The organism is Bacteroides sp. 90-K9/2 (assembly GCF_047310725.1).
Taxonomy (GTDB): domain Bacteria; phylum Bacteroidota; class Bacteroidia; order Bacteroidales; family Bacteroidaceae; genus Bacteroides; species Bacteroides vicugnae.
In genome coordinates, this window is record NZ_JBCGVL010000001.1 from 1,478,863 (window position 1) to 1,499,199 (window position 20,337).

Consider the following 20,337-nt stretch of genomic DNA (forward strand, 5'->3'; position numbering starts at 1 on the left):
TTAGTCATAAATTCCAATAAAATAACGGGAGAGAATATCTCCTCTCCCGTTTTTTTTATTCCTATAGGCATTCAAAGAAGCATTACATTCAAACAAAACACTACTTTCTAAAAGCATAAAAGGCGAGAATAATGAAACGTATACTAACTACCATACAAGAAAAAGCTAACAAGATATTGTTGCTCACCATATTGGCTGGTGCAATTACATCGTGCGATTCTATTCTGGATTATGATGATGGAGATTGCAGCATCCAGTATCGTGTGAAGTTTAAGTATGACTATAACATGGACGAGGTAGACGTATTTTCCAAACAAGTAAAGACTGTGACACTTTATGCTTTTGATGACAACAACAATCTAGTTTTTCAGAAAACAGATGAAGGAGCACCGTTAGAAAAAGACGGTTATTTAATGACCGTAGATATAGATCCTTCAAAATATCACCTGATTGCATGGGCCGGATTAAATAATGAATCATTCGCAGTACCTTTATTGTATCCGCAACAATCAGAGATTGAAGAATTGAAAGTGAAAACATTGCGTAAAGCAATGACACGTCCTGCATCCGGAGGAGATGAAAAAGGACAATATATCGTAGACCAAGAATTACACTCACTTTGGCATGGCGAAGCCAGGAATCCTGCTACTACCCGTAGTGGAAGAGAGCAAATCAGCACTGTGTCTTTAGTGAAGAATACCAATAACATCCGCATAGTCGTAGCACAAGTCAACAAATCCGGTGGCCCGATTACAAGAGCATTGTCTAAAGAAACATTCAAATGCGAAATTTATGATGACAACGGCTATATGAACTATGACAACTCACTATTGGAAGACAACCTACTGACTTACAAGCCATTTATTGTAGAATCAGAAGTTGTCGCAACAAGAGCTTTCAGTGCAGCAGACGAACCGGCCAAAGAATACAATGCCGTTGTCAGCGAGATAAGTATTGCCAGATTGGTGGAGAACAAAACCCCACAACTGACCATCAAAAATTCAGTGACAGACGAAACGTTATTCCACTGCTCTAATTTGGTGAAATATCTGGAGCTGCTTCAGCTAGAGAAATACAAAGACCGGAATTACACTCTCCAAGAATATCTGGACCGAGAAGATAATTACAGCATGATTATTTTCGTAGATGAGAAACTTGCACTGATTAAAACCGTAATTGATGTAAACGACTGGATTATCCAGCTCAATGATATTGAACTATAAAATGAAATACTCTAAATTGACATATTATCTGCTGGCTGTCCTCTGCGTCATGGCAACGTCGTGTGTCACAGACGGAGTTATGGATGATGATATAAAGAATATCCCGGGAGAACCCATAAAAGGCGGCAAAATTAATTTTGCATTAACCTTTCCTGAGACTTCTCCCACACGGGGCATTGACGGCGAGGCAGATGACTCTGCAAACGAACGGACAATCAACGATGTCCAAATATATACTTTCGTAGGAGACCTATTCGTAGAACAAGTTAAATACGTGCTCATAGGAGGAGTAAACGGAGAGACTACCCGGTTTGTAGAAGGAAAACTGTCGGGAACATACGACACCGGCACTTCCATGGATTTTATCGTAATCACCAATGTGGAAAATAAAGGTGTACGTAATGTGAAAATGAATCCGGGAGATAGCAAAACTGATTTATACCGACAGCTAATATTCAGCTACGGCAAAACAGCAGACCGCTCGACAAACCTCCCGATGTGGGGTGAAGGCACCATTGAATCCATCCAATCCGGAAAAAACAATATGGGAGAACTCACTTTGAAACGTGCAGTTGCCAAAGTTAATGTAACGGTCAATGACGGAAAAGGAATAACCGATTTTGTTATCACTGAAGTTCAGGTACACAACTATAACACACAAGGATATAGCGCGCCCATAAAAAACGACGGTCCGTCCATACCGGATAGCTCTACACTATCAACCGACTTTCTAACTTCCGGCACATTGACCGACACCGAAGGAAACAGGGTAGAAAACAAATTCTACATCCCTGAACATAAGAATAAAGGCGCAGAAGAAAGAAACAAAGTTTTTTTAGTGATAAAATCGTTGGCCAGAGGAAAAGTAAAAACTTATACTATACCATTCAGTGAAAATGGGAAAGACTATGATGTTCTTCGCAACCATATATACGTGTTCAACATCACAAGTGTGAAAATGGATGTAACATTAGAATATGAAGTGAAAGCATGGGAAATAGAGAACATCGATGTCCCGTCATTTGATTAATATAAGGAGACAAACAAATGAAAAAGCAAAACAACATACTGAGATTGATAAAGAATATAATATATCTGACCGTTGTCTGCGCATTCCTCAGCGCTTGTGCAGATGATGAAATATACTCTTCCACCCACGTGAAAGAAGGGATTCCGGTTACAATAAATTTCGGCCTGTCACTCACAGGCATGGAGAAGTTAACCCGCGGGCTTCCCGAAACTGAAGAAAATAGAATCAACGACCTCTATGTACTGGTATTCGACAGGAGTGGAAAGCTGAAGAACAGTAAGTTCTACAAGACAGAAGATATTGTCGATGTCCTTGAAAGGAAAGAAAGTGGAAAGTTCACATTAGAAACAACCAGTGGTGAAAGCCGCATCTATGCAATAGCCAACGTAGAAACGAATGAACTGGAATCCATACTAACCAGACTGAACGCTGTTAAAAGTATCGACGACCTGTCCGGAATCATCATTAGTATCAACGAAGCGAACGTACAGCGCATACAAGGCAGTCTGGTTATGAGCGGAACATTCAAGAAAACCCACCCGGAAACAGGTGAAGAAGCAGGATACTGTGTAATTGACGAACATGGCAACATATCCCAAGGAAAAATACAGCTTTCGCGGCTTGATTCCCATATCACTTTTAAAATAAAAGTAGGGGAAAAAGTAACCTCTTTTACTCCCACCAGTTGGCAGGTGAAATATGTTCCGTTAAAATCGAATGTGATTGAACAAGCGAATGTCAACAGTTTCAAAGAAGCCGAAGATTATGGGAACAGCATAGTAAGCACTGCTTTTAAAACAAACGAAGAGGATAAATCCCGCACATTCGATTTTTACATGCTGGAAAATATAAAGCACTCAAAATCCTATAAGGACAAAGACGGCAAGGTGACTTCCATCAATCCATCAGCAACATCGTCGGAAGATAAAAAAGCGGAATATGCCAAACGGGAAGCGGAAGTTAAGAACGATGACGGCACAAACACCGGCGAGTATAAATATTCGGAAAAGTATGCGACTTATGTAGAGATTAAAGCTGAATTGGAAATCGAAATCAAAAACGCCACAGGCTCCTCAGACGGAAAACGTGTAGCTACCGTACAGTATAGAATACATTTAGGAGGTGGTATCAATAATCCGGCTATCTTTACAAGCAGACGAAATACTAAATATACATACAACTTAACGATAAATGACGTAAACGACATTATAGTAGAAGTGGTAGACGGAGTGGAAAACCGTCCCGGCGCCGAAGGAGATGTGGTCGATTCTGAAGCGGAAGTACGTACATTGGATGCACATTACAACTGTTTCATAATGGGATTCAGTTACAATAATGTAGTGGATGCCATCACAGAAGAACAAGGTCTGAAATTTGTGGTAAAGACCCCTTTCGGAGACATAACCGAAAAAAGCACTCCTGATTCAGAAAATGGCTCTAAACAGAATTATCACTGGATTCATTTCCAATCTCACGGAAGCGAAAATTCTGCAGACAAACTACAAAGCTACAAAAAGAATGAATTAGTCGACTTATTCGGACTCACCGGGAATGTGATCACCCGCTACCGAGAGGACGGAAGCAAGGATAGGGACAAACTATATTACTATACGGTTTTTGTAGATGAATATTATTATACCGAAGCTCCTAAAGGACAAAATTGGGGGAATGATCCTACTACATACTGGCGGCATTTTGCAAATGCAGAGAACCGTTACATAATGTTGGTTTATGCTCCCAAATACAGTGCAGATGGCAACAGCAGTTATGCCAAAGCCCGATACATGATTACCCAACGTTCTATACAAACATATTATAGTACGGAAGCCAAGCAAGCACTGGGTATGGAGCACGTCAATGAAACAGGAGCAGCCAAATGGGGAAGCCCAGGCATAACCGGTTCTATATCTTCGGCCAACGGATTATGGAATACTTGGGCGTATTTGAAAAAAAATGCATCATGGAATACCCATGTCAACCTTGATACACCGGATAAGGAAATGAATACTTTCACTACCCAGGAAGAAACTATTGCTTTGGCGCGTTGCTTATCACGGAATCGTGACGAAAACGGTGATGGTAAAATAACATTGGACGAAGTGAAATGGTATGTACCCGCCAGTGAGCAATTAATGGGTATGTATTTGGGAGCCAAGAGTCTGCCGACCCCCTTATATGATGCAAACAATGTTTCATTTGTGTATGGAGACAGGACAAAGTATCACTATGCGACCAGCGACCAAAAGCGTATCTGGTCGGAAGAAGGTGCTTCTGTGGGTAGCTATCAGGCTGGCGGAACAACTGATCTTCCGCAAAATTTCAGATGTGTGCGTAACTTAGGAATAGATAAGGTCCAAAACCAGAATTTAAATGAAAAGGAATATCCTGCCCAAGCATTTGAATACATCCCGGAAGGTGAATATGTAACAGTAAAAGTATACAATCAGCTCAGCAACAAAGATGAAGAAATTAGTGCCGACCGAATATTCAAGATGACGCGGTTAACTGACCAAAACATACGTGGTTCGCGACTGAATAAGGGAGAGATAGCTCTTCACGACAATTTTGAAGATGGCAACAAACCTTATAAAGCATTTCAGATGGCTAAAGATAAATATACTGATACAAAAGCGACCCCCAAAAATACATATGTATATGAGGGAGATTCATTTTTCACTCTCTCAAGTTGGTATACCACTATACGCTCATGTGAGGTTGATTTCACAAGCAGTAAATGGAAAGATTCTCGTTTGTACTATGCATTAACCACAGATAACGATCGCAGCTTATGCAAAAACTACTCTGAAAATGGCGAGCATGACAAAGGACTTTGGAGAGCTCCCAATCAAAGAGAAATGATGCTGATGTTCATAGAAAATAAGGAATTTCCTAATGGTACTGCATCACGGACCAAATGGAGATACACTATACCCACAGGTGATAATGCGGGAAATTTAAGATTCTTCAGTGTTAATAACGATGGTAATCTATATTTATCAAATAAGGTTGATAATACAAATAAAATCAATATACGTTGCGTACGCGACGTAGAAATAGTAGAATAAAACTAAAATCAAGATATTATGAGACAAAGAGACCTCCTGCAACTAGAATCATCTGATAAGCAACAAGCCTATCTGTTTGAAGAGAACGGACACTGGTATGCTTATGAACTTTCAGCCAACCGGATTGAGAAATTTATGAAAGGCTTTGCCGACTTCAAACATAAAATTCATGATGTCTGCGGCCGCTTCAAGATAGAGATCAATCTTGATGATATTCTGGATAAAATATCCATTGTCTCATGCGAAGATTCGATACTGGTACTTGATTGCTCCGGCAATATTTAAAAGAAAACACTCCGTAAGAGTACGGAACGCCATAACCCATAATTAAAGATATACAAATTATTGTTTGTTTTGTTTGTGTTCCTCATTCCACTCAGATGCGGCCTGTGAAGATAGCGCTGAGTGGGTGGGGATTTTTTTCGTACATCTGTGATTTTAGTACACTGGATAAGGAAATGTAACTTTATAAAAAATTTCTTTGTATAGTCCACACAAAACCGTATATTTGGACAACAAATAGATATGATTCACTAACATCTCAAATTTATGAGTAGTACCATATTCCTTATTATTGCCCTAGTGACAACGGGTATCTTTGTAATCCAATTCGTTCTATCCATCTTTTTCGGAGATATGGATGCCGATGTAGACGTGGATGCTGACATCAGCAGCGTAGTTTCTTTTAAAGGACTAACTCATTTTGGAATCGGATTCGGTTGGTACATGTATTTAGCGGGAAACACTGAAATTCAAAGTTATGTCATCGGCATTCTGGTGGGTCTTTTCTTTGTTCTGGCTGTGTGGTTTCTCTATAAGAAAGCTTATCAACTGCAACAAGTGAATCATTCTGAACAGACAGATCAACTTGTAGGACGGGAATGTACTATATACTTCAAGCAAAGTGACAGCAAATATACAGTACAGACAAGCCGGGACGGAGCAATGCGCGAAGTAGACGTCATCTCCGAATCCGGAAAAGCATATCAGACGGGTGACAGAACAATCATCACCCGTTATAAAGACGGAACGCTATTCATTCAATAACTATTCAAATACACAATTCTATGACACAAGAAATGTTGATTATGGCTGCTATATTAGTGGCAGTCATCCTACTCACTTTTATTGGTATCCTTTCTCGTTACCGCAAATGTAAGAGTGATGAAGTCCTCGTTGTATATGGTAAAACAGGAGGAGATAAGAAGTCAGCGAAGCTATATCACGGTGGTGCAGCTTTCGTATGGCCGATTATCCAGGGATATGAATTCCTTTCCATGAAACCCATGCAGATTGAATGCAAACTGACGGGTGCACTGTCTGCTCAGAATATCCGTGTGGACGTGCCGACTACCATTACTGTAGCTATCAGCACTGATCCCGAAGTAATGCAAAATGCTGCTGAACGTATGCTGGGTTTGACGATGGACGACAAACAGAATTTAATTACCGATGTCGTATATGGTCAGATGCGTATGGTGATCGCCGATATGACTATCGAAGAATTAAATTCAGACCGCGATAAGTTTCTGGCTAAAGTAAAAGACAACATCGATACTGAACTTCGCAAGTTCGGTTTGTACCTGATGAACATCAATATCAGTGACATTCGCGATGCTGCCAACTACATTGTCAACTTAGGTAAGGAAGCTGAAAGTAAGGCTCTGAACGAAGCACAAGCTAACATCGAAGAACAGGAAAAGCTGGGTGCTATCAAAATTGCCAATCAGATTAAGGAACGCGAAACCAAAGTTGCAGAAACGCGTAAAGATCAAGATATCGCCATCGCAGAAACGAAGAAACAACAGGAAATCTCGGTTGCCAATGCAGATAAGGACAGAATTTCTCAAGTAGCCATCGCCAATGCGGAAAAAGAATCACAAGTAGCAAAAGCTGAAGCTGAAAAGAACATCCGTATCGAACAGGCGAATACCGAAAAGGAAAGCCGTGTTGCCGAACTTAACTCGGATATGGAAATCAAGCAGGCGGAAGCTGCCAAGAAAGCTGCCATCGGACGCAATGACGCACAGAAAGAGGTGGCTCTGTCAAATTCAGAACTGGCCGTGACGCAAGCTAATGCCGACAAGCAAGCCGGTGAAGCTGCCGCCAGATCGGAAGCTGCCGTACAAACTGCACGTGAAATTGCCCAGAAGGAGGTAGAAGAAGCCAAAGCACGTAAAGTAGAATCTTCATTGAAAGCTGAAAAGATCGTTCCTGCGGAAATCGCCAGACAGGAAGCTATCCTACAGGCTAACGCCATTGCCGAAAAGATTACTCGTGAGGCAGAAGCACGCGCAAAAGCTACTTTGGCACAAGCGGAAGCAGAAGCAAAAGCCATCCAGATGAAACTGGAAGCAGAAGCGGAAGGTAAGAAACGTTCATTACTTGCTGAAGCGGAAGGTTTCGAAGCAATGGTAAGAGCAGCCGAATCGAACCCGGCCATCGCTATCCAATACAAGATGGTAGACCAATGGAAGGAAATCGCCGGCGAACAGGTAAAGGCATTCGAGCACATGAACTTAGGAAATATCACGGTATTCGACGGAGGAAACGGTGGCACAAGCAATTTCCTGAATACATTAGTAAAGACAGTAGCTCCGAGCCTTGGTATATTGGACAAGCTTCCTATCGGTGAAACAGTGAAAGGCATTATCAATCCGGACAGTAAAACGGAGGAAGAGCCTGCAACGAAAGCTGAAGAGAAGAAGGATAAGAAATAATCCTGCTCCGACAAATAATAGTGCGCTGATGAAAGAAAATGATTGTTCTTTCATCAGCGCACTATTTATATACACATAAACAAAAAAAGTCTTTGAATATTCCCCAATTATTACGTTCTTTGTATTACATAAAATATGTAACATAAAAGATATAATAAGATATGAAACCATATAATCCATTCCTTGTGTACGGTTACAACAGTCCGGAATACTTTTGTGACCGGGAAAAAGAAACTGATAAAATGATTTCAGCGTTACAAAACGGGCGGAATCTGACATTAATATCTCCTCGGCGTATGGGAAAGACGGGACTCATCAAAAATGTATTCTACCGGATGAAACAGGAAAAGAATCCGAATACCGCCTATTTCTACATGGATATCTATCCCACACGCGACTTAAAGGCATTCATACAATTGCTTGCTCAAAATGTTCTCGGGAAATTGGATACCCTGTCCCAAAATATACTCAGGCAAATGACCGCTTTCTTCAAATCTTGCCGCCCCATAATCAGTACTGACGAAAGAAGCGGTATGCCTACCGTAACTCTGGACTTTGCCCCTGCTCATGCCGAACAGACACTAAAAGAAGTGCTCGACTATATGGCAGCTTCAAAAAAACATTGTTACCTTGCCATTGATGAGTTCCAACAGATTACAGAATATCCGGAAAAAGGTGTAGAAGCATTGCTCCGTTCTCATATCCAATTCATGCCAAATGTACACTTTATCTTTTCCGGAAGTAAAAAACATGTAATGGAAGAAATGTTCAGTTCTGCAAAACGACCTTTTTATCAAAGTACCCAGATTATTGTATTAAAGGAGATTCCATTGGAGAATTATTATTCATTCGCACACTCATTCTTTGCCAAAGAAAAAAGAGAGCTACCGTTAAAAACATTCTCCTACTTATACCAACTTGAAAACGGACACACCTGGTACATTCAAAGCATACTCAACCGATTGTATGAGAAGAAAATCAACCCTATTGATAACCGACTGGTAGATAGCTGTATAAACGACATTTTAGATGAACAGGAAACCATATACCAAAGTAACCTGACACTACTAACCAACAATCAAGTGGATCTATTGAAAGCTATTGCCACAGAAGGCTGTATAAAAAGTATAAATGCCAATGACTTCATCAAAAGGCATCATCTAAAAACGCCCAGCAGCGTTAACGTGGCACTGAAGTCCTTACTAAATAAAGAACTGATATATAATACACCGGATGGTTATATTGTCTATGACCGTTTTTTCGGAAAATGGCTGAAAGACACAGTGATCTAACCACACTAGAAATGATTTGGCAATTTCATTTCTCATATTCTCATAATATTTGATTAATAACCTACTAATCAACAATATATAATATGAGAAATACTTTTCAATAAGGTATTTCTCATATTATTTTGCCTGAAAAGTCGTAAATAAACGGTATTTCTCATACTTATCATCATGCATTTCTCATACCGAAACTGATATTCAATAAACGGAAGTATATACCTTCTTTTTACTTTCATCACAGACTTCCTTTGTCCCATATATTGTGGGAAGAGATTCCCTAGCTGGAGGGAAAAGATTCCCCCATTTTGTGGGAAAGTATTCCCACAATATATGAGAATACTTTCCCACAATATATGGGACTATCGGAACTAATAGATATCCTTAACCTAGATCATAGTATTCTATGTATTCGTCAAATTGAGGTGATCCGGCAACGCCCCTCTTGCGGAAAAGTCCTTGTATATATTCCTGCTCCTTCGGCTTTATCAATCGCTCTTTGTTGCAGCAACGGTAATAAACAGTCTTGCCGAAATAGGAAATCATCTGTCGTTTAATAATGTTGGCATCAGCAAGCGGCACACGGTCCAATATATGTTTCATTCCCCGTGCAAAAAGCAAAGGTTTTTCATCAATAAAGTAAGTGCAGTCTCCGCCATCGGAAGCGATATGTTCGGGATTGATAACCGTTACAGCAGCCCGTTCTTTCGGCATCCGGAGAGTTACTTGTCGACGCAGACATTTGTCCGCGCGCAAACAATGTCCATTCAAGCAATGAGCGAAGCTGACGGGCATAGAATTGTAATCGAAATCTGTTTTCATGTGTGTTATGTTTAGTGGGAAATGGTCTATTTTTATAAACCGCTACAAATGTATGAAAAAATAGCGTATATTTGCGGGCAAAAAATACAAAATGACTATTTATAAGCTTCGCATATTACCGCTATTTTTATTAGTTATTGGGGTGACAACGCTTACTTCGGGCTGCAAAAAGAAAGATATGTCACTGAAACTGAATGAGCCACGCAACATTCGGGGTGTTGTCAGCTACAAACGTTCTTTCCCTGATTTGAACGACGCACATCTGAAAGCCGCTAAAAAGATCGGTATTAGTCCGCTGGCAGACCGAGAGGAAGCGGAAGCAATGAAAGAAAAGCTGACTCATATCACTGATAATGAATTTTATGCAGTGGATTCATTAACACACTCCATTCCCTACCTCGTTCCACGCGCCAGTGCATTGCTCGATACAATAGGTTCCAACTTTCTCGATTCATTGGCTGCCAAAGGTTTGAATCCTAATCAGGTAATCATCACCTCCGTACTACGCACCGAAAACGATGTGAAACGTCTCCGCCGCCGCAATGGAAATGCCTCCGCCAACTCTGCACATTGCTTTGGAGCAACCTTTGACGTCAGTTGGAAACGTTTCAAAAAAGTAGAAGACAAAGATGGAAGACCGTTGCAAGATGTAAGTGCCGACACACTGAAACTTGTCCTGTCCGAAGTTTTAAGAGACCTGCGACAAGCTGAAAAATGCTACATCAAATACGAATTGAAACAAGGTTGTTTCCATATTACTGCCCGATAAATATCTTTTTCCAAAATCTTTGACCAGCATATCATAAAACCTTCAAGGTAAATTTTGCGTTAAGATGAAAAACTGCTATCTTTGTATGATTCCAACGCTAAAAAAATCAGATTATGGGCAAGCTTTATCCTATCGGCATACAGAATTTTGAAAGTCTTCGCAAAGACGGTTATCTCTATGTAGATAAAACCAAACTTATCTATCAATTAGCAAAGACCGGCCGTTATTATTTTCTTAGCCGTCCCCGCCGTTTTGGAAAAAGTCTGCTGATATCTACCCTTGAAGCTTATTTTTCGGGGAAAAAGGAACTTTTCAAGAATCTAGCCATAGAGGAACTGGAAAAAGAATGGATCAAACATCCCATCCTCCACATTGATCTCAACACCGAAAAATACGATACACCGGAAAGTCTGGAAAATATCTTAAACTTCACACTGGTAAAGTGGGAGCGACTGTATGGCACCTCTTCATCAGAGACCACCTTTTCTTTGCGCTTCCGTGGAATCATCGAACGGGCTTATGAACAAACCGGGCAACGTGTCGTCATTCTTATTGATGAATACGACAAACCCATGTTGCAAGCAATTGGCAACGAAGAACTTCAACAGAAGTTCCGCAACACAATGAAGGCTTTCTACAGTGTATTAAAAACAATGGACGGATTCATCAAACTCGCTTTCCTGACAGGTGTCACTAAGTTCGGAAAAGTGAGTGTATTCAGCGATCTCAACAATCTGATTGATATTTCAATGGACGAACAGTACGTGGAACTCTGTGGTATCACAGAGAAAGAAATCCACGACAATATGGAAGAAGACTTGCATATATTGGCAGACAGACAGAAAATGACTTATGAAAAAGTATGTTCTGAATTGAAAGAATGTTATGATGGTTACCACTTCGTAGAAAACTCCATAGGAATATATAATCCTTTCAGTCTACTCAATACGTTCTATAAAATGAAATTCGGTAGTTACTGGTTTGAGACCGGCACTCCGACTTATCTGGTAGAATTACTTAAAAAATCCAATTATGATCTTCAACGTATCACGCATGAAGAAACGGATGCAGATGTACTGAACAGTATTGATTCGACTTCCCGAAATCCGATACCGGTTATTTACCAAAGTGGATATCTTACAATCAAAGGATTCGACAATCGTTTTGGGATTTATAAATTGGGATTCCCTAACCGGGAAGTAGAAGAAGGCTTTGTTAAATATCTTCTTCCTTTCTATACGAATATAGATTTAATTGAATCCCCTTTCCAAATACGTCAATTTGTGGATGAAGTGGAACAGGGTGATTACAACGCCTTTTTCCGCCGCCTGCAAAGTTTCTTTGCAGATACACCTTACGAATTGATACGCAATTTGGAGCTGCATTATCAAAATGTGCTTTTCATCGTATTCAAACTCATTGGGTTCTATGTAAAAGCAGAATATCATACTTCTCGGGGACGCATTGACCTCGTCTTACAAACCGAGCGTTTCATCTATGTTATGGAATTCAAGTTGGATGGAACTGCCGAAGAAGCTCTGCAACAAATCAATGACAAACATTATGCACAAGCATTTGCCACAGACAAACGACAAATATTCAAGATAGGCATCAATTTCAGTAATGAAACAAGAAACATCGAAAAGTGGATAGTGGAAGATTTGCAGTAAAATTCACCTCTAAACAATCAGAGAATCCAAAACGTTTCATTAAATTTGCAGAAATTTTTCTTTAATACAATTGAATGATAGAGAAACTGATTGTTCTTGAGGATATTGATCCGGTTATTTTTTACGGCGTAAACAACGCCAACATACAGTTAATTAAAGCTTTATATCCAAAGCTACGCATAGTTGCCCGAGGCAATGTCATCAAAGTGCTGGGCGACGAGGAAGAAATGTGTGCCTTCGAAGAAAATATCACCAAACTTGAAAAGTACTGCGCCCAATATAATTCACTGAAAGAAGAAGTGATCATTGACATTATAAAAGGAAATGCGCCGCAAACGGAACAGACAGGAAACGTGATTGTGTTCAGCGTCACGGGAAAACCTATCATCCCCCGAAGCGAAAACCAGTTGAAACTGGTAGAAGGATTCGCCAAGAATGATATGGTATTCGCCATCGGTCCGGCAGGTTCGGGAAAGACATACACCGCTATCGCTCTCGCTGTACGTGCATTGAAGAATAAAGAAATCAAAAAAATCATCCTTAGCCGCCCCGCCGTAGAAGCCGGAGAAAAGCTCGGTTTCCTGCCCGGCGACATGAAAGATAAGATCGACCCATACCTGCAACCTTTATACGATGCCCTGCAAGATATGATACCTGCTGCCAAGTTAAAGGAATACATGGAATTGAACATTATCCAGATTGCCCCGTTAGCCTTTATGCGCGGACGCACGCTGAATGATGCGGTCGTCATTTTGGATGAAGCCCAGAATACCACCACACAGCAAATCAAAATGTTCCTCACCCGTATGGGTATGAACACCAAGATGATTGTGACGGGAGACATGACACAAATTGACCTTCCCGCTTCACAAACGTCAGGATTGGTGCAAGCTCTCCGCATCTTGAAGGGAGTGAAAGGTATCAGTTTTGTTGAACTGAATAAAAAGGATATCGTACGCCATAAACTGGTGGAACGTATCGTGGATGCTTACGAAAAATTCGACAAAGAAGCGAAAGCCGAACGTAATGGTTCACCACAGAGGACACAGAGTACACAGAGGATTTAATCCTGATATTTCAATAAACTCTCTGTGTACTCCGTGTCCTCTGTGGTGAAATTAAAGAAAGAAGCATAATTTTAATATATATCATTATGAATGCATTAACAAAAACAGATTTCAACTTTCCGGGACAGAAAAGCGTGTACCACGGAAAAGTGCGCGATGTATACAACATCAACGGCGAAAAACTCGTCATGGTAGCAACCGACCGTATTTCGGCCTTTGACGTAGTACTTCCTGAAGGTATTCCTTACAAAGGACAAATGCTGAACCAGATTGCAGCTAAATTCCTCGATGCCACTACTGACATCTGTCCGAACTGGAAAATAGCTACTCCGGACCCAATGGTAACGGTAGGTGTATTGTGTGAAGGTTTTCCGGTAGAAATGATTGTACGCGGTTACCTGTGTGGTAGCGCATGGCGTACTTACAAAAGCGGTGTACGCGAAATTTGTGGCGTGAAGTTGCCGGACGGAATGCGCGAAAACCAGAAATTCCCGGAACCCATCATTACTCCGACTACGAAAGCTGAAATGGGATTGCACGACGAAGACATCTCTAAGGAGGAAATCCTGAAACAAGGACTGGCTACTCCGGAAGAGTATGAAATTCTCGAAAAATATACATTAGCCCTTTTCAAACGTGGTACTGAAATCGCAGCAGAGCGCGGACTGATCCTCGTAGATACAAAATACGAATTCGGTAAGCACAACGGTACTATCTACCTGATGGACGAAATCCACACTCCGGATTCAAGCCGCTATTTCTACTCTGAAGGTTATCAGGAACGTTTCGAAAAAGGCGAACCGCAGAAACAACTTTCTAAAGAATTCGTTCGTGAATGGTTGATGGAAAACGGTTTTCAGGGCAAAGACGGTCAGAAAGTACCGGAAATGACTCCGGCTATCGTACAAAGCATCAGTGACCGTTACATCGAATTGTTCGAAAACATCACCGGTGAGAAATTTGTGAAAGAAGATACTAGCAATATCGCTGAACGTATATTCAAAAACGTCGAAACTTTTTTGAATAGCTGATAAGCGATAAATGACAGATAATAAATGATAGTTGATAGATGATAAATGATAGTTAATATGCAGCTTATCGCATATAACTATTGACTCTGTCATCTTACAACTATCATTTATCAACTATCTTCTTCAACTATCAACTATCATTTATCAACTATCAACTAAAAAATGGATTACCCGCAACAACATATCAAGCCTTACGACGAAGAAGGGAAAAAGACCGAGCAAGTGGAACGTATGTTCGACAATATCGCACATGCCTACGACAAGTTGAACCATACCTTATCTTTAGGTATCGACCGCAGCTGGCGCAGAAAAGCTATTGCCTGGTTACGCCCTTTTCAACCGCAGCGAATGATGGATGTAGCGACCGGTACAGGGGATTTTGCTATCCTCGCCTGCCGCAAACTGCAACCTGCCGAACTGATCGGCACGGACATCTCGGAAGGTATGATGAATGTGGGACGTGAAAAAGTAAAAAAGGAAGGACTGTCGGATAAAATATCTTTTGCCCGAGAGGACTGTACTTCACTCTCTTTTGCCGACAATAATTTTGACGCTATCACTGTAGCTTTCGGTATCCGCAACTTCGAAGATCTCGACAAAGGGCTCTCCGAAATGTGCCGCGTACTGAAACCGGGCGGCCATCTTGTAATTCTGGAACTTACCACTCCGGACCGTTTCCCGATGAAACAACTGTTTTCCATCTACTCTAAAGTCGTCATTCCATTATTGGGCAAGCTTCTCTCCAAAGACAACAGTGCCTACCACTATCTGCCGGACACGATCAAAGTATTTCCTCAAGGGGAAGTTATGAAAGGAGTCATCGCACGAGCCGGATTTAGCGAAGTCAACTTCAAACGGCTGACTTTTGGCATTTGCACTCTTTATACCGCGACAAAATAGTACCAAATCATTATGAATGATTAATTTAATCCTGATTGCATTATGGAAAAATATGGTTTAATCGGCTACCCTCTGCGACATTCATTTTCTATCGGATACTTTAATGAGAAATTCAAATCCGAAGGTATCAATGCAGAGTATGTGAATTTCGAAATTCCCAGCATTAATAACTTCATGGAAGTTATCGAAGAGAATCCCAATTTATGCGGGCTTAATGTGACTATCCCCTACAAAGAACAAGTGATTCCTTTTTTGGATGAACTCGACCGTGATACCGCAAAGATAGGTGCAGTGAATGTCATTAAAATCATCCGCCAGCAGAAAGGAAAAGTCAAACTGGTTGGCTACAACTCCGACATCATCGGATTCACTCAATCCATTCAGCCTTTATTGCAGCCTCACCACCAAAAAGCTTTGATTCTGGGTACCGGCGGAGCTTCCAAAGCCGTCTACCATGGGCTGAAAAACTTGGGTATTGAAAGTATATTCGTATCACGAACCCACAAAGCCGATGATATGCTGACTTATGAGGAACTGACTCCCGAAATCATGGCAGAATATACAATCATCGTCAACTGTACTCCCGTAGGAATGTTTCCCAAGGTAGATTTCTGTCCTAATATTCCTTATGAGCTACTGACTCCAAACCATTTGCTCTACGATTTGTTATATAATCCTAATGTTACGCTATTCATGAAAAAAGGAGAAGCACAAGGGGCTGTCGTTAAAAACGGTCTGGAAATGTTGCTGCTCCAGGCATTTGCCGCATGGGAGATATGGCATAAATAAGGATTAGAAAGAATTTTTATGAGGAGAAAAGTTGTATATAGCATCATTATTATCATGCTGGCATTGACCGGCTGCACCATCGGAGGAAGTTTTTATATGTTAAACTTTTCATTGACTCCGAATGCCAAGATTTTGTCTAAAGATGCCGACTCTTATCCCTTCATGTATAGAGACTACCCTTTCCTACGTCCATGGGTGGACAGCCTGAAACAAGTGGACGCACTGAAAGACACTTTCATCATCAATCCGCATGGAATACAACTTCATGCGTATTATGTTGCTGCTCCCCAGCCCACCAGTAAGACAGCAGTCATTGTACATGGATATACAGATAATGCTATCCGTATGTTTATGATTGGTTATCTATATAATCGAGATTTAGGATATAACATATTACTTCCCGACCTGCAACATCAGGGAGAAAGTGAAGGTCCGGCCATCCAGATGGGATGGAAAGACCGTTGGGACGTATTGCAATGGATGAACATTGCCAATGAAATTTTCGGAGACAGTACGCAAATGGTTGTACACGGCATTTCAATGGGAGGTGCGACAACCATGATGGTGTCCGGTGAGAAACAGAAGCCATTTGTTAAATGCTTTGTTGAGGATTGCGGCTACACCAGCGTATGGGACGAATTCTCACATGAACTTAAAGCCAGTTTCCACCTTCCTCCTTTTCCACTAATGTATACCACAAGCTGGCTCTGCGAAAAGAAATATGGATGGAATTTCAAAGAGGCATCCTCACTGAAACAAGTAGCTAAGTCACAACTTCCGATGCTGTTTATTCACGGGGATAAAGATACGTATGTACCGACCTGGATGGTATATTCGCTCTACGAAGCCAAACCGGAACCCAAAGAACTATGGATTGTGCCGGGAGCGGCTCATGCTGTTTCATACAAAGAGAATAAACAGGAGTACACCGACCGAGTCCGTGCATTCGTCGGGCGATACATTCATTAAACCTATTATAACAACGAGTTGTAGATTCATAACAGAAAAAGTTTCTATATTTGCATACATAAAATATTCGTTATGAAATCAATATTGACTTTTATACTAGCAACTATTCTTCTGTTCCCACTACAAGCTCAAGAGAAAGTATACACGGTGGACAACCTACCGAAAGTTCACCTGCAAAACAAAATGCAATATGTTTGCAACCCGGCCGGCATACTTTCACAGGCAGCTTGTGACAGTATAGACTCCATGCTTTATGCCTTGGAACAACAAACAGGAATTGAAACGGTAGTTGCCGTAGTTCCTTCAATCGGAGAAGAAGATTGTTTCAATTTCTGCCACCAGCTACTCAACCAATGGGGTGTTGGGAAGAAAGGCAAAAATAATGGATTGGTCATTTTGTTGGTCACAGATCAACGTTGTATCCAGTTTTATACCGGTTATGGACTGGAAGGAGTGCTCCCCGATGCGATCTGCAAAAGGATTCAAACCAAATATATGATTCCTTACCTGAAAGACGGAAATTGGAATGCAGGAATGGTGGCTGGTCTTAAAGCAACTTGCCAGCGTCTTGACGGTTCCATGGAAAACGATGCCCTCTCCGATTCGAACGACGGTGGCTCCTTTGATTTTGTTCTTGCCATCCTTTGCTTTATTGTCATCGGTGGAGGTCTTGCTTTCTTTTCTGCACGCAGGCAAAGCCGTTGCCCGAAATGCGGTAAACACCAATTGCAGAGAACAGGAAGTGTAATCGTATCCCGGATTAACGGAGTGAAAACTGAAGATGTCACCTATACATGTAGAAACTGCGGACATACCATCATACGTCGTCAACAAAGTTATGATAGCGACTACCATCACCGGGGAGGTGGCGGAGGCGGTCCATTTATCGGCGGCTTTGGCGGAGGTAGTTTAGGAGGCGGAGGCGGTTTCGGTGGAGGCAGCTTCGGCGGAGGCATGGGAGGCGGTGGTGGTGCCGGCTCACGTTTCTAAAGAAAATAAGAAAAAACAGATTATCAAATTCAATAAAAACAAGAAACATGAAGAAGTCAATTATTATCATCTTAGCCGTTGTGGCTATCCTTGTCATATGGGCAGTAAGTGTATATAACGGTCTGGTAACTATGGACGAGAATGTAAGTGGTCAATGGGCAAATGTAGAAACTCAATACCAACGCCGTGCCGACTTGATTCCTAATTTGGTAAATACCGTGAAAGGATATGCAACACATGAAAAGGAAACATTAGAGGGAGTTGTTGCCGCACGTAGCCAGGCAACTCAAATTAAAGTGGACGCCGCCGATCTGACACCGGAAAAGCTGGCGCAATATCAAAAGGCGCAAGGTGCTGTAACATCAGCACTGGGCAAGTTATTAGCTATTACCGAGAATTATCCCGACTTAAAAGCTAATCAAAACTTCCTGGAATTACAGGCTCAACTGGAAGGAACTGAAAACCGTATCAATGTAGCACGCAAAAATTTCAATGATGCTGCACAGGCTTATAACACCAATATCCGCCGTTTCCCTAAGAATATCTTTGCAGGAATGTTCGGCTTTGATAAGAAAGCATATTTTGAAGCAGAAGAAGGAAGCGAGAAGGCTCCGAAAGTAGAATTCTAAAAAAGATCAGATAAAGCCCTTACATATTAAGAGTTAAAATCACAGTTCTCATTACTATGATTTTAACTCTTAATTTTCTATTATTATTCTCCTTTTCAAGAGAATATTCTAAAGTAAAATAGTTAATGATTAACATTTGCCAGTACCTAGTTGGCTGTACCAAAAAAAAGCAGTACTTTTGCAGCCGTATACAATATAATTCTATAACTCATGAGTAATCAACGATACATGATGCGTGGAGTAAGCGCATCAAAAGAAGATGTGCACAACGCCATCAAGAACATCGACAAAGGAATCTTTCCGAAAGCATTCTGTAAAATTATTCCCGATATATTGGGAGGTGACCCGGAATATTGCAACATTATGCACGCCGATGGCGCCGGAACCAAATCATCTCTTGCTTATATGTACTGGAAAGAAACAGGTGATTTGTCCGTTTGGAAAGGCATCGCACAGGATGCATTGATTATGAATATCGACGACCTGCTTTGTGTAGGTGCCGTAGACAACATTCTTGTCTCTTCTACCATTGGACGTAATAAACTGTTGATTCCCGGAGAAGTAATTTCCGCCATCATCAATGGAACAGATGAATTGCTGGCCGAACTCCGTGAAATGGGGGTAGGTGTATACGCAACCGGTGGTGAAACAGCTGATGTCGGCGACTTGGTTCGTACAATCATCGTTGACTCTACCGTAACTTGTCGCATGAAACGTTCAGACGTTATCGACAATGCCAATATTCGTCCGGGTGACGTGATCGTCGGTCTGGCTTCTTACGGACAAGCTACTTACGAAAAAGAATACAATGGCGGTATGGGCAGCAATGGTTTGACAAGTGCCCGTCACGATGTATTCGGAAAATATCTTGCTGAAAAATATCCGGAAAGCTACGATGCTGCCGTTCCCGAAGAATTAGTTTACTCCGGCAAGTTAAAACTGACAGACAGTGTAGAAGATTCTCCGATTGATGCAGGTAAGTTGGTGCTCTCCCCTACTCGTACATACGCACCGGTAGTGAAGAAATTACTCGATGCACTGCGCCCGGAAATCCACGGAATGGTACACTGTTCCGGTGGTGCACAAACCAAAGTTTTACACTTTGTTGAAAATGTTCGTGTAGTAAAAGATAATCTTTTCCCCGTTCCTCCTTTATTCAAAACTATTCAAGAACAAAGCGGTACGGACTGGGCAGAAATGTACAAGGTATTCAATATGGGACATCGCCTCGAAGTCTATTTGTCACCGGAACATGCAGAAGAAGTAATTGCTATTTCCGAGTCATTCGGTATTCCGGCACAGATTGTAGGACGTGTTGAAGCATGTGAGCAAACAGAATTAATCATTAAGAGCGAATTCGGAGAATTTAGATACTAA

At 41.3% G+C, this 20,337-nt stretch carries 18 protein-coding genes; 17 read left to right on the forward strand and 1 reads right to left on the reverse strand.

Annotated features, from left to right (window positions below; translation table 11 throughout):
• The first annotated feature begins 131 nt into the window (after positions 1–131).
• The 7 genes from AAHJ11_RS05785 to AAHJ11_RS05815 all read left to right on the forward strand — a co-directional run bounded on the left by AAHJ11_RS05785 (position 132) and on the right by AAHJ11_RS05815 (position 9,330).
• The gene (locus tag AAHJ11_RS05785; protein WP_413579177.1) at positions 132–1,223 is read left to right on the forward strand and encodes a FimB/Mfa2 family fimbrial subunit; all 1,092 of its coding nucleotides are present in this window, start codon (positions 132–134) and stop codon (positions 1,221–1,223) included.
• Position 1,224: 1 nt separating this feature from the next.
• Complete coding sequence (locus AAHJ11_RS05790; protein WP_413579178.1) at positions 1,225–2,253, forward strand: FimB/Mfa2 family fimbrial subunit; 1,029 nt, start codon at positions 1,225–1,227, stop codon at positions 2,251–2,253.
• A 17-nt stretch (positions 2,254–2,270) separates the two neighbouring features.
• Positions 2,271–5,318: a fimbrial protein gene (locus AAHJ11_RS05795; protein ID WP_413579179.1), complete on the forward strand. Its 3,048-nt coding sequence runs from the start codon at positions 2,271–2,273 to the stop codon at positions 5,316–5,318.
• An 18-nt stretch (positions 5,319–5,336) separates the two neighbouring features.
• On the forward strand, positions 5,337–5,603 hold the full coding sequence (locus AAHJ11_RS05800; protein ID WP_320996276.1) for a hypothetical protein: 267 nt from the start codon (positions 5,337–5,339) through the stop codon (positions 5,601–5,603).
• 264 nt (positions 5,604–5,867) lie between these two features.
• Entirely contained in the window at positions 5,868–6,365 is a 498-nt protein-coding gene (locus AAHJ11_RS05805) for a hypothetical protein (protein WP_074560281.1), read from the forward strand.
• Positions 6,366–6,385: 20 nt separating this feature from the next.
• Positions 6,386–8,038: a flotillin family protein gene (locus AAHJ11_RS05810; RefSeq protein ID WP_148364319.1), complete on the forward strand. Its 1,653-nt coding sequence runs from the start codon at positions 6,386–6,388 to the stop codon at positions 8,036–8,038.
• A gap of 161 nt (positions 8,039–8,199) precedes the next feature.
• On the forward strand, positions 8,200–9,330 hold the full coding sequence (locus tag AAHJ11_RS05815) for an AAA family ATPase (RefSeq protein WP_074560276.1): 1,131 nt from the start codon (positions 8,200–8,202) through the stop codon (positions 9,328–9,330).
• A gap of 378 nt (positions 9,331–9,708) precedes the next feature.
• Here AAHJ11_RS05815 and AAHJ11_RS05820 read toward each other — a convergent pair whose 3' ends face one another.
• Complete coding sequence (locus AAHJ11_RS05820; protein ID WP_074560274.1) at positions 9,709–10,146, reverse strand: DUF6078 family protein; 438 nt, start codon at positions 10,144–10,146, stop codon at positions 9,709–9,711.
• 91 nt (positions 10,147–10,237) lie between these two features.
• Here AAHJ11_RS05820 and AAHJ11_RS05825 point away from each other — a divergent pair, with 91 nt between their 5' ends.
• From AAHJ11_RS05825 to AAHJ11_RS05870, 10 genes are all read left to right on the forward strand, one after another.
• Complete coding sequence (locus tag AAHJ11_RS05825) at positions 10,238–10,915, forward strand: DUF5715 family protein (protein ID WP_234131880.1); 678 nt, start codon at positions 10,238–10,240, stop codon at positions 10,913–10,915.
• 113 nt (positions 10,916–11,028) lie between these two features.
• Positions 11,029–12,585 carry an ATP-binding protein gene (locus AAHJ11_RS05830; protein WP_167511724.1) on the forward strand — a complete coding sequence of 519 codons (1,557 nt, stop codon included), beginning with the start codon at positions 11,029–11,031 and terminating at the stop codon, positions 12,583–12,585.
• Positions 12,586–12,659: 74 nt separating this feature from the next.
• Complete coding sequence (locus AAHJ11_RS05835) at positions 12,660–13,652, forward strand: PhoH family protein (protein ID WP_148364315.1); 993 nt, start codon at positions 12,660–12,662, stop codon at positions 13,650–13,652.
• Between the two features lie 86 nt (positions 13,653–13,738).
• The gene (locus tag AAHJ11_RS05840; RefSeq protein ID WP_074560066.1) at positions 13,739–14,683 is read left to right on the forward strand and encodes a phosphoribosylaminoimidazolesuccinocarboxamide synthase; all 945 of its coding nucleotides are present in this window, start codon (positions 13,739–13,741) and stop codon (positions 14,681–14,683) included.
• 162 nt (positions 14,684–14,845) lie between these two features.
• The gene (gene ubiE, locus AAHJ11_RS05845) at positions 14,846–15,583 is read left to right on the forward strand and encodes a bifunctional demethylmenaquinone methyltransferase/2-methoxy-6-polyprenyl-1,4-benzoquinol methylase UbiE (RefSeq protein WP_148364314.1); all 738 of its coding nucleotides are present in this window, start codon (positions 14,846–14,848) and stop codon (positions 15,581–15,583) included.
• A gap of 42 nt (positions 15,584–15,625) precedes the next feature.
• Complete coding sequence (locus AAHJ11_RS05850) at positions 15,626–16,372, forward strand: shikimate dehydrogenase family protein (protein WP_004304542.1); 747 nt, start codon at positions 15,626–15,628, stop codon at positions 16,370–16,372.
• An 18-nt stretch (positions 16,373–16,390) separates the two neighbouring features.
• On the forward strand, positions 16,391–17,341 hold the full coding sequence (locus AAHJ11_RS05855; protein ID WP_074560070.1) for an alpha/beta hydrolase: 951 nt from the start codon (positions 16,391–16,393) through the stop codon (positions 17,339–17,341).
• Between the two features lie 72 nt (positions 17,342–17,413).
• Complete coding sequence (locus AAHJ11_RS05860; RefSeq protein WP_074560072.1) at positions 17,414–18,331, forward strand: TPM domain-containing protein; 918 nt, start codon at positions 17,414–17,416, stop codon at positions 18,329–18,331.
• Between the two features lie 47 nt (positions 18,332–18,378).
• The gene (locus AAHJ11_RS05865) at positions 18,379–18,960 is read left to right on the forward strand and encodes a LemA family protein (RefSeq protein ID WP_004304537.1); all 582 of its coding nucleotides are present in this window, start codon (positions 18,379–18,381) and stop codon (positions 18,958–18,960) included.
• Between the two features lie 210 nt (positions 18,961–19,170).
• The gene (locus AAHJ11_RS05870) at positions 19,171–20,337 is read left to right on the forward strand and encodes an AIR synthase-related protein (RefSeq protein ID WP_004320904.1); all 1,167 of its coding nucleotides are present in this window, start codon (positions 19,171–19,173) and stop codon (positions 20,335–20,337) included.

What these genes read in the sequence shown, in the direction of transcription:
- AAHJ11_RS05785 (WP_413579177.1), top strand. Translation starts at nt 132, where the DNA reads ATGAAACGTATACTAACTACCATACAAGAAAAAGCTAACAAGATATTG.
- AAHJ11_RS05790 (WP_413579178.1), top strand. Translation starts at nt 1,225, where the DNA reads ATGAAATACTCTAAATTGACATATTATCTGCTGGCTGTCCTCTGCGTC.
- AAHJ11_RS05795 (WP_413579179.1), top strand. Translation starts at nt 2,271, where the DNA reads ATGAAAAAGCAAAACAACATACTGAGATTGATAAAGAATATAATATAT.
- AAHJ11_RS05800 (WP_320996276.1), top strand. Translation starts at nt 5,337, where the DNA reads ATGAGACAAAGAGACCTCCTGCAACTAGAATCATCTGATAAGCAACAA.
- AAHJ11_RS05805 (WP_074560281.1), top strand. Translation starts at nt 5,868, where the DNA reads ATGAGTAGTACCATATTCCTTATTATTGCCCTAGTGACAACGGGTATC.
- AAHJ11_RS05810 (WP_148364319.1), top strand. Translation starts at nt 6,386, where the DNA reads ATGACACAAGAAATGTTGATTATGGCTGCTATATTAGTGGCAGTCATC.
- AAHJ11_RS05815 (WP_074560276.1), top strand. Translation starts at nt 8,200, where the DNA reads ATGAAACCATATAATCCATTCCTTGTGTACGGTTACAACAGTCCGGAA.
- AAHJ11_RS05820 (WP_074560274.1), bottom strand. Translation starts at nt 10,146, where the DNA reads ATGAAAACAGATTTCGATTACAATTCTATGCCCGTCAGCTTCGCTCAT.
- AAHJ11_RS05825 (WP_234131880.1), top strand. Translation starts at nt 10,238, where the DNA reads ATGACTATTTATAAGCTTCGCATATTACCGCTATTTTTATTAGTTATT.
- AAHJ11_RS05830 (WP_167511724.1), top strand. Translation starts at nt 11,029, where the DNA reads ATGGGCAAGCTTTATCCTATCGGCATACAGAATTTTGAAAGTCTTCGC.
- AAHJ11_RS05835 (WP_148364315.1), top strand. Translation starts at nt 12,660, where the DNA reads ATGATAGAGAAACTGATTGTTCTTGAGGATATTGATCCGGTTATTTTT.
- AAHJ11_RS05840 (WP_074560066.1), top strand. Translation starts at nt 13,739, where the DNA reads ATGAATGCATTAACAAAAACAGATTTCAACTTTCCGGGACAGAAAAGC.
- ubiE (WP_148364314.1), top strand. Translation starts at nt 14,846, where the DNA reads ATGGATTACCCGCAACAACATATCAAGCCTTACGACGAAGAAGGGAAA.
- AAHJ11_RS05850 (WP_004304542.1), top strand. Translation starts at nt 15,626, where the DNA reads ATGGAAAAATATGGTTTAATCGGCTACCCTCTGCGACATTCATTTTCT.
- AAHJ11_RS05855 (WP_074560070.1), top strand. Translation starts at nt 16,391, where the DNA reads ATGAGGAGAAAAGTTGTATATAGCATCATTATTATCATGCTGGCATTG.
- AAHJ11_RS05860 (WP_074560072.1), top strand. Translation starts at nt 17,414, where the DNA reads ATGAAATCAATATTGACTTTTATACTAGCAACTATTCTTCTGTTCCCA.
- AAHJ11_RS05865 (WP_004304537.1), top strand. Translation starts at nt 18,379, where the DNA reads ATGAAGAAGTCAATTATTATCATCTTAGCCGTTGTGGCTATCCTTGTC.
- AAHJ11_RS05870 (WP_004320904.1), top strand. Translation starts at nt 19,171, where the DNA reads ATGAGTAATCAACGATACATGATGCGTGGAGTAAGCGCATCAAAAGAA.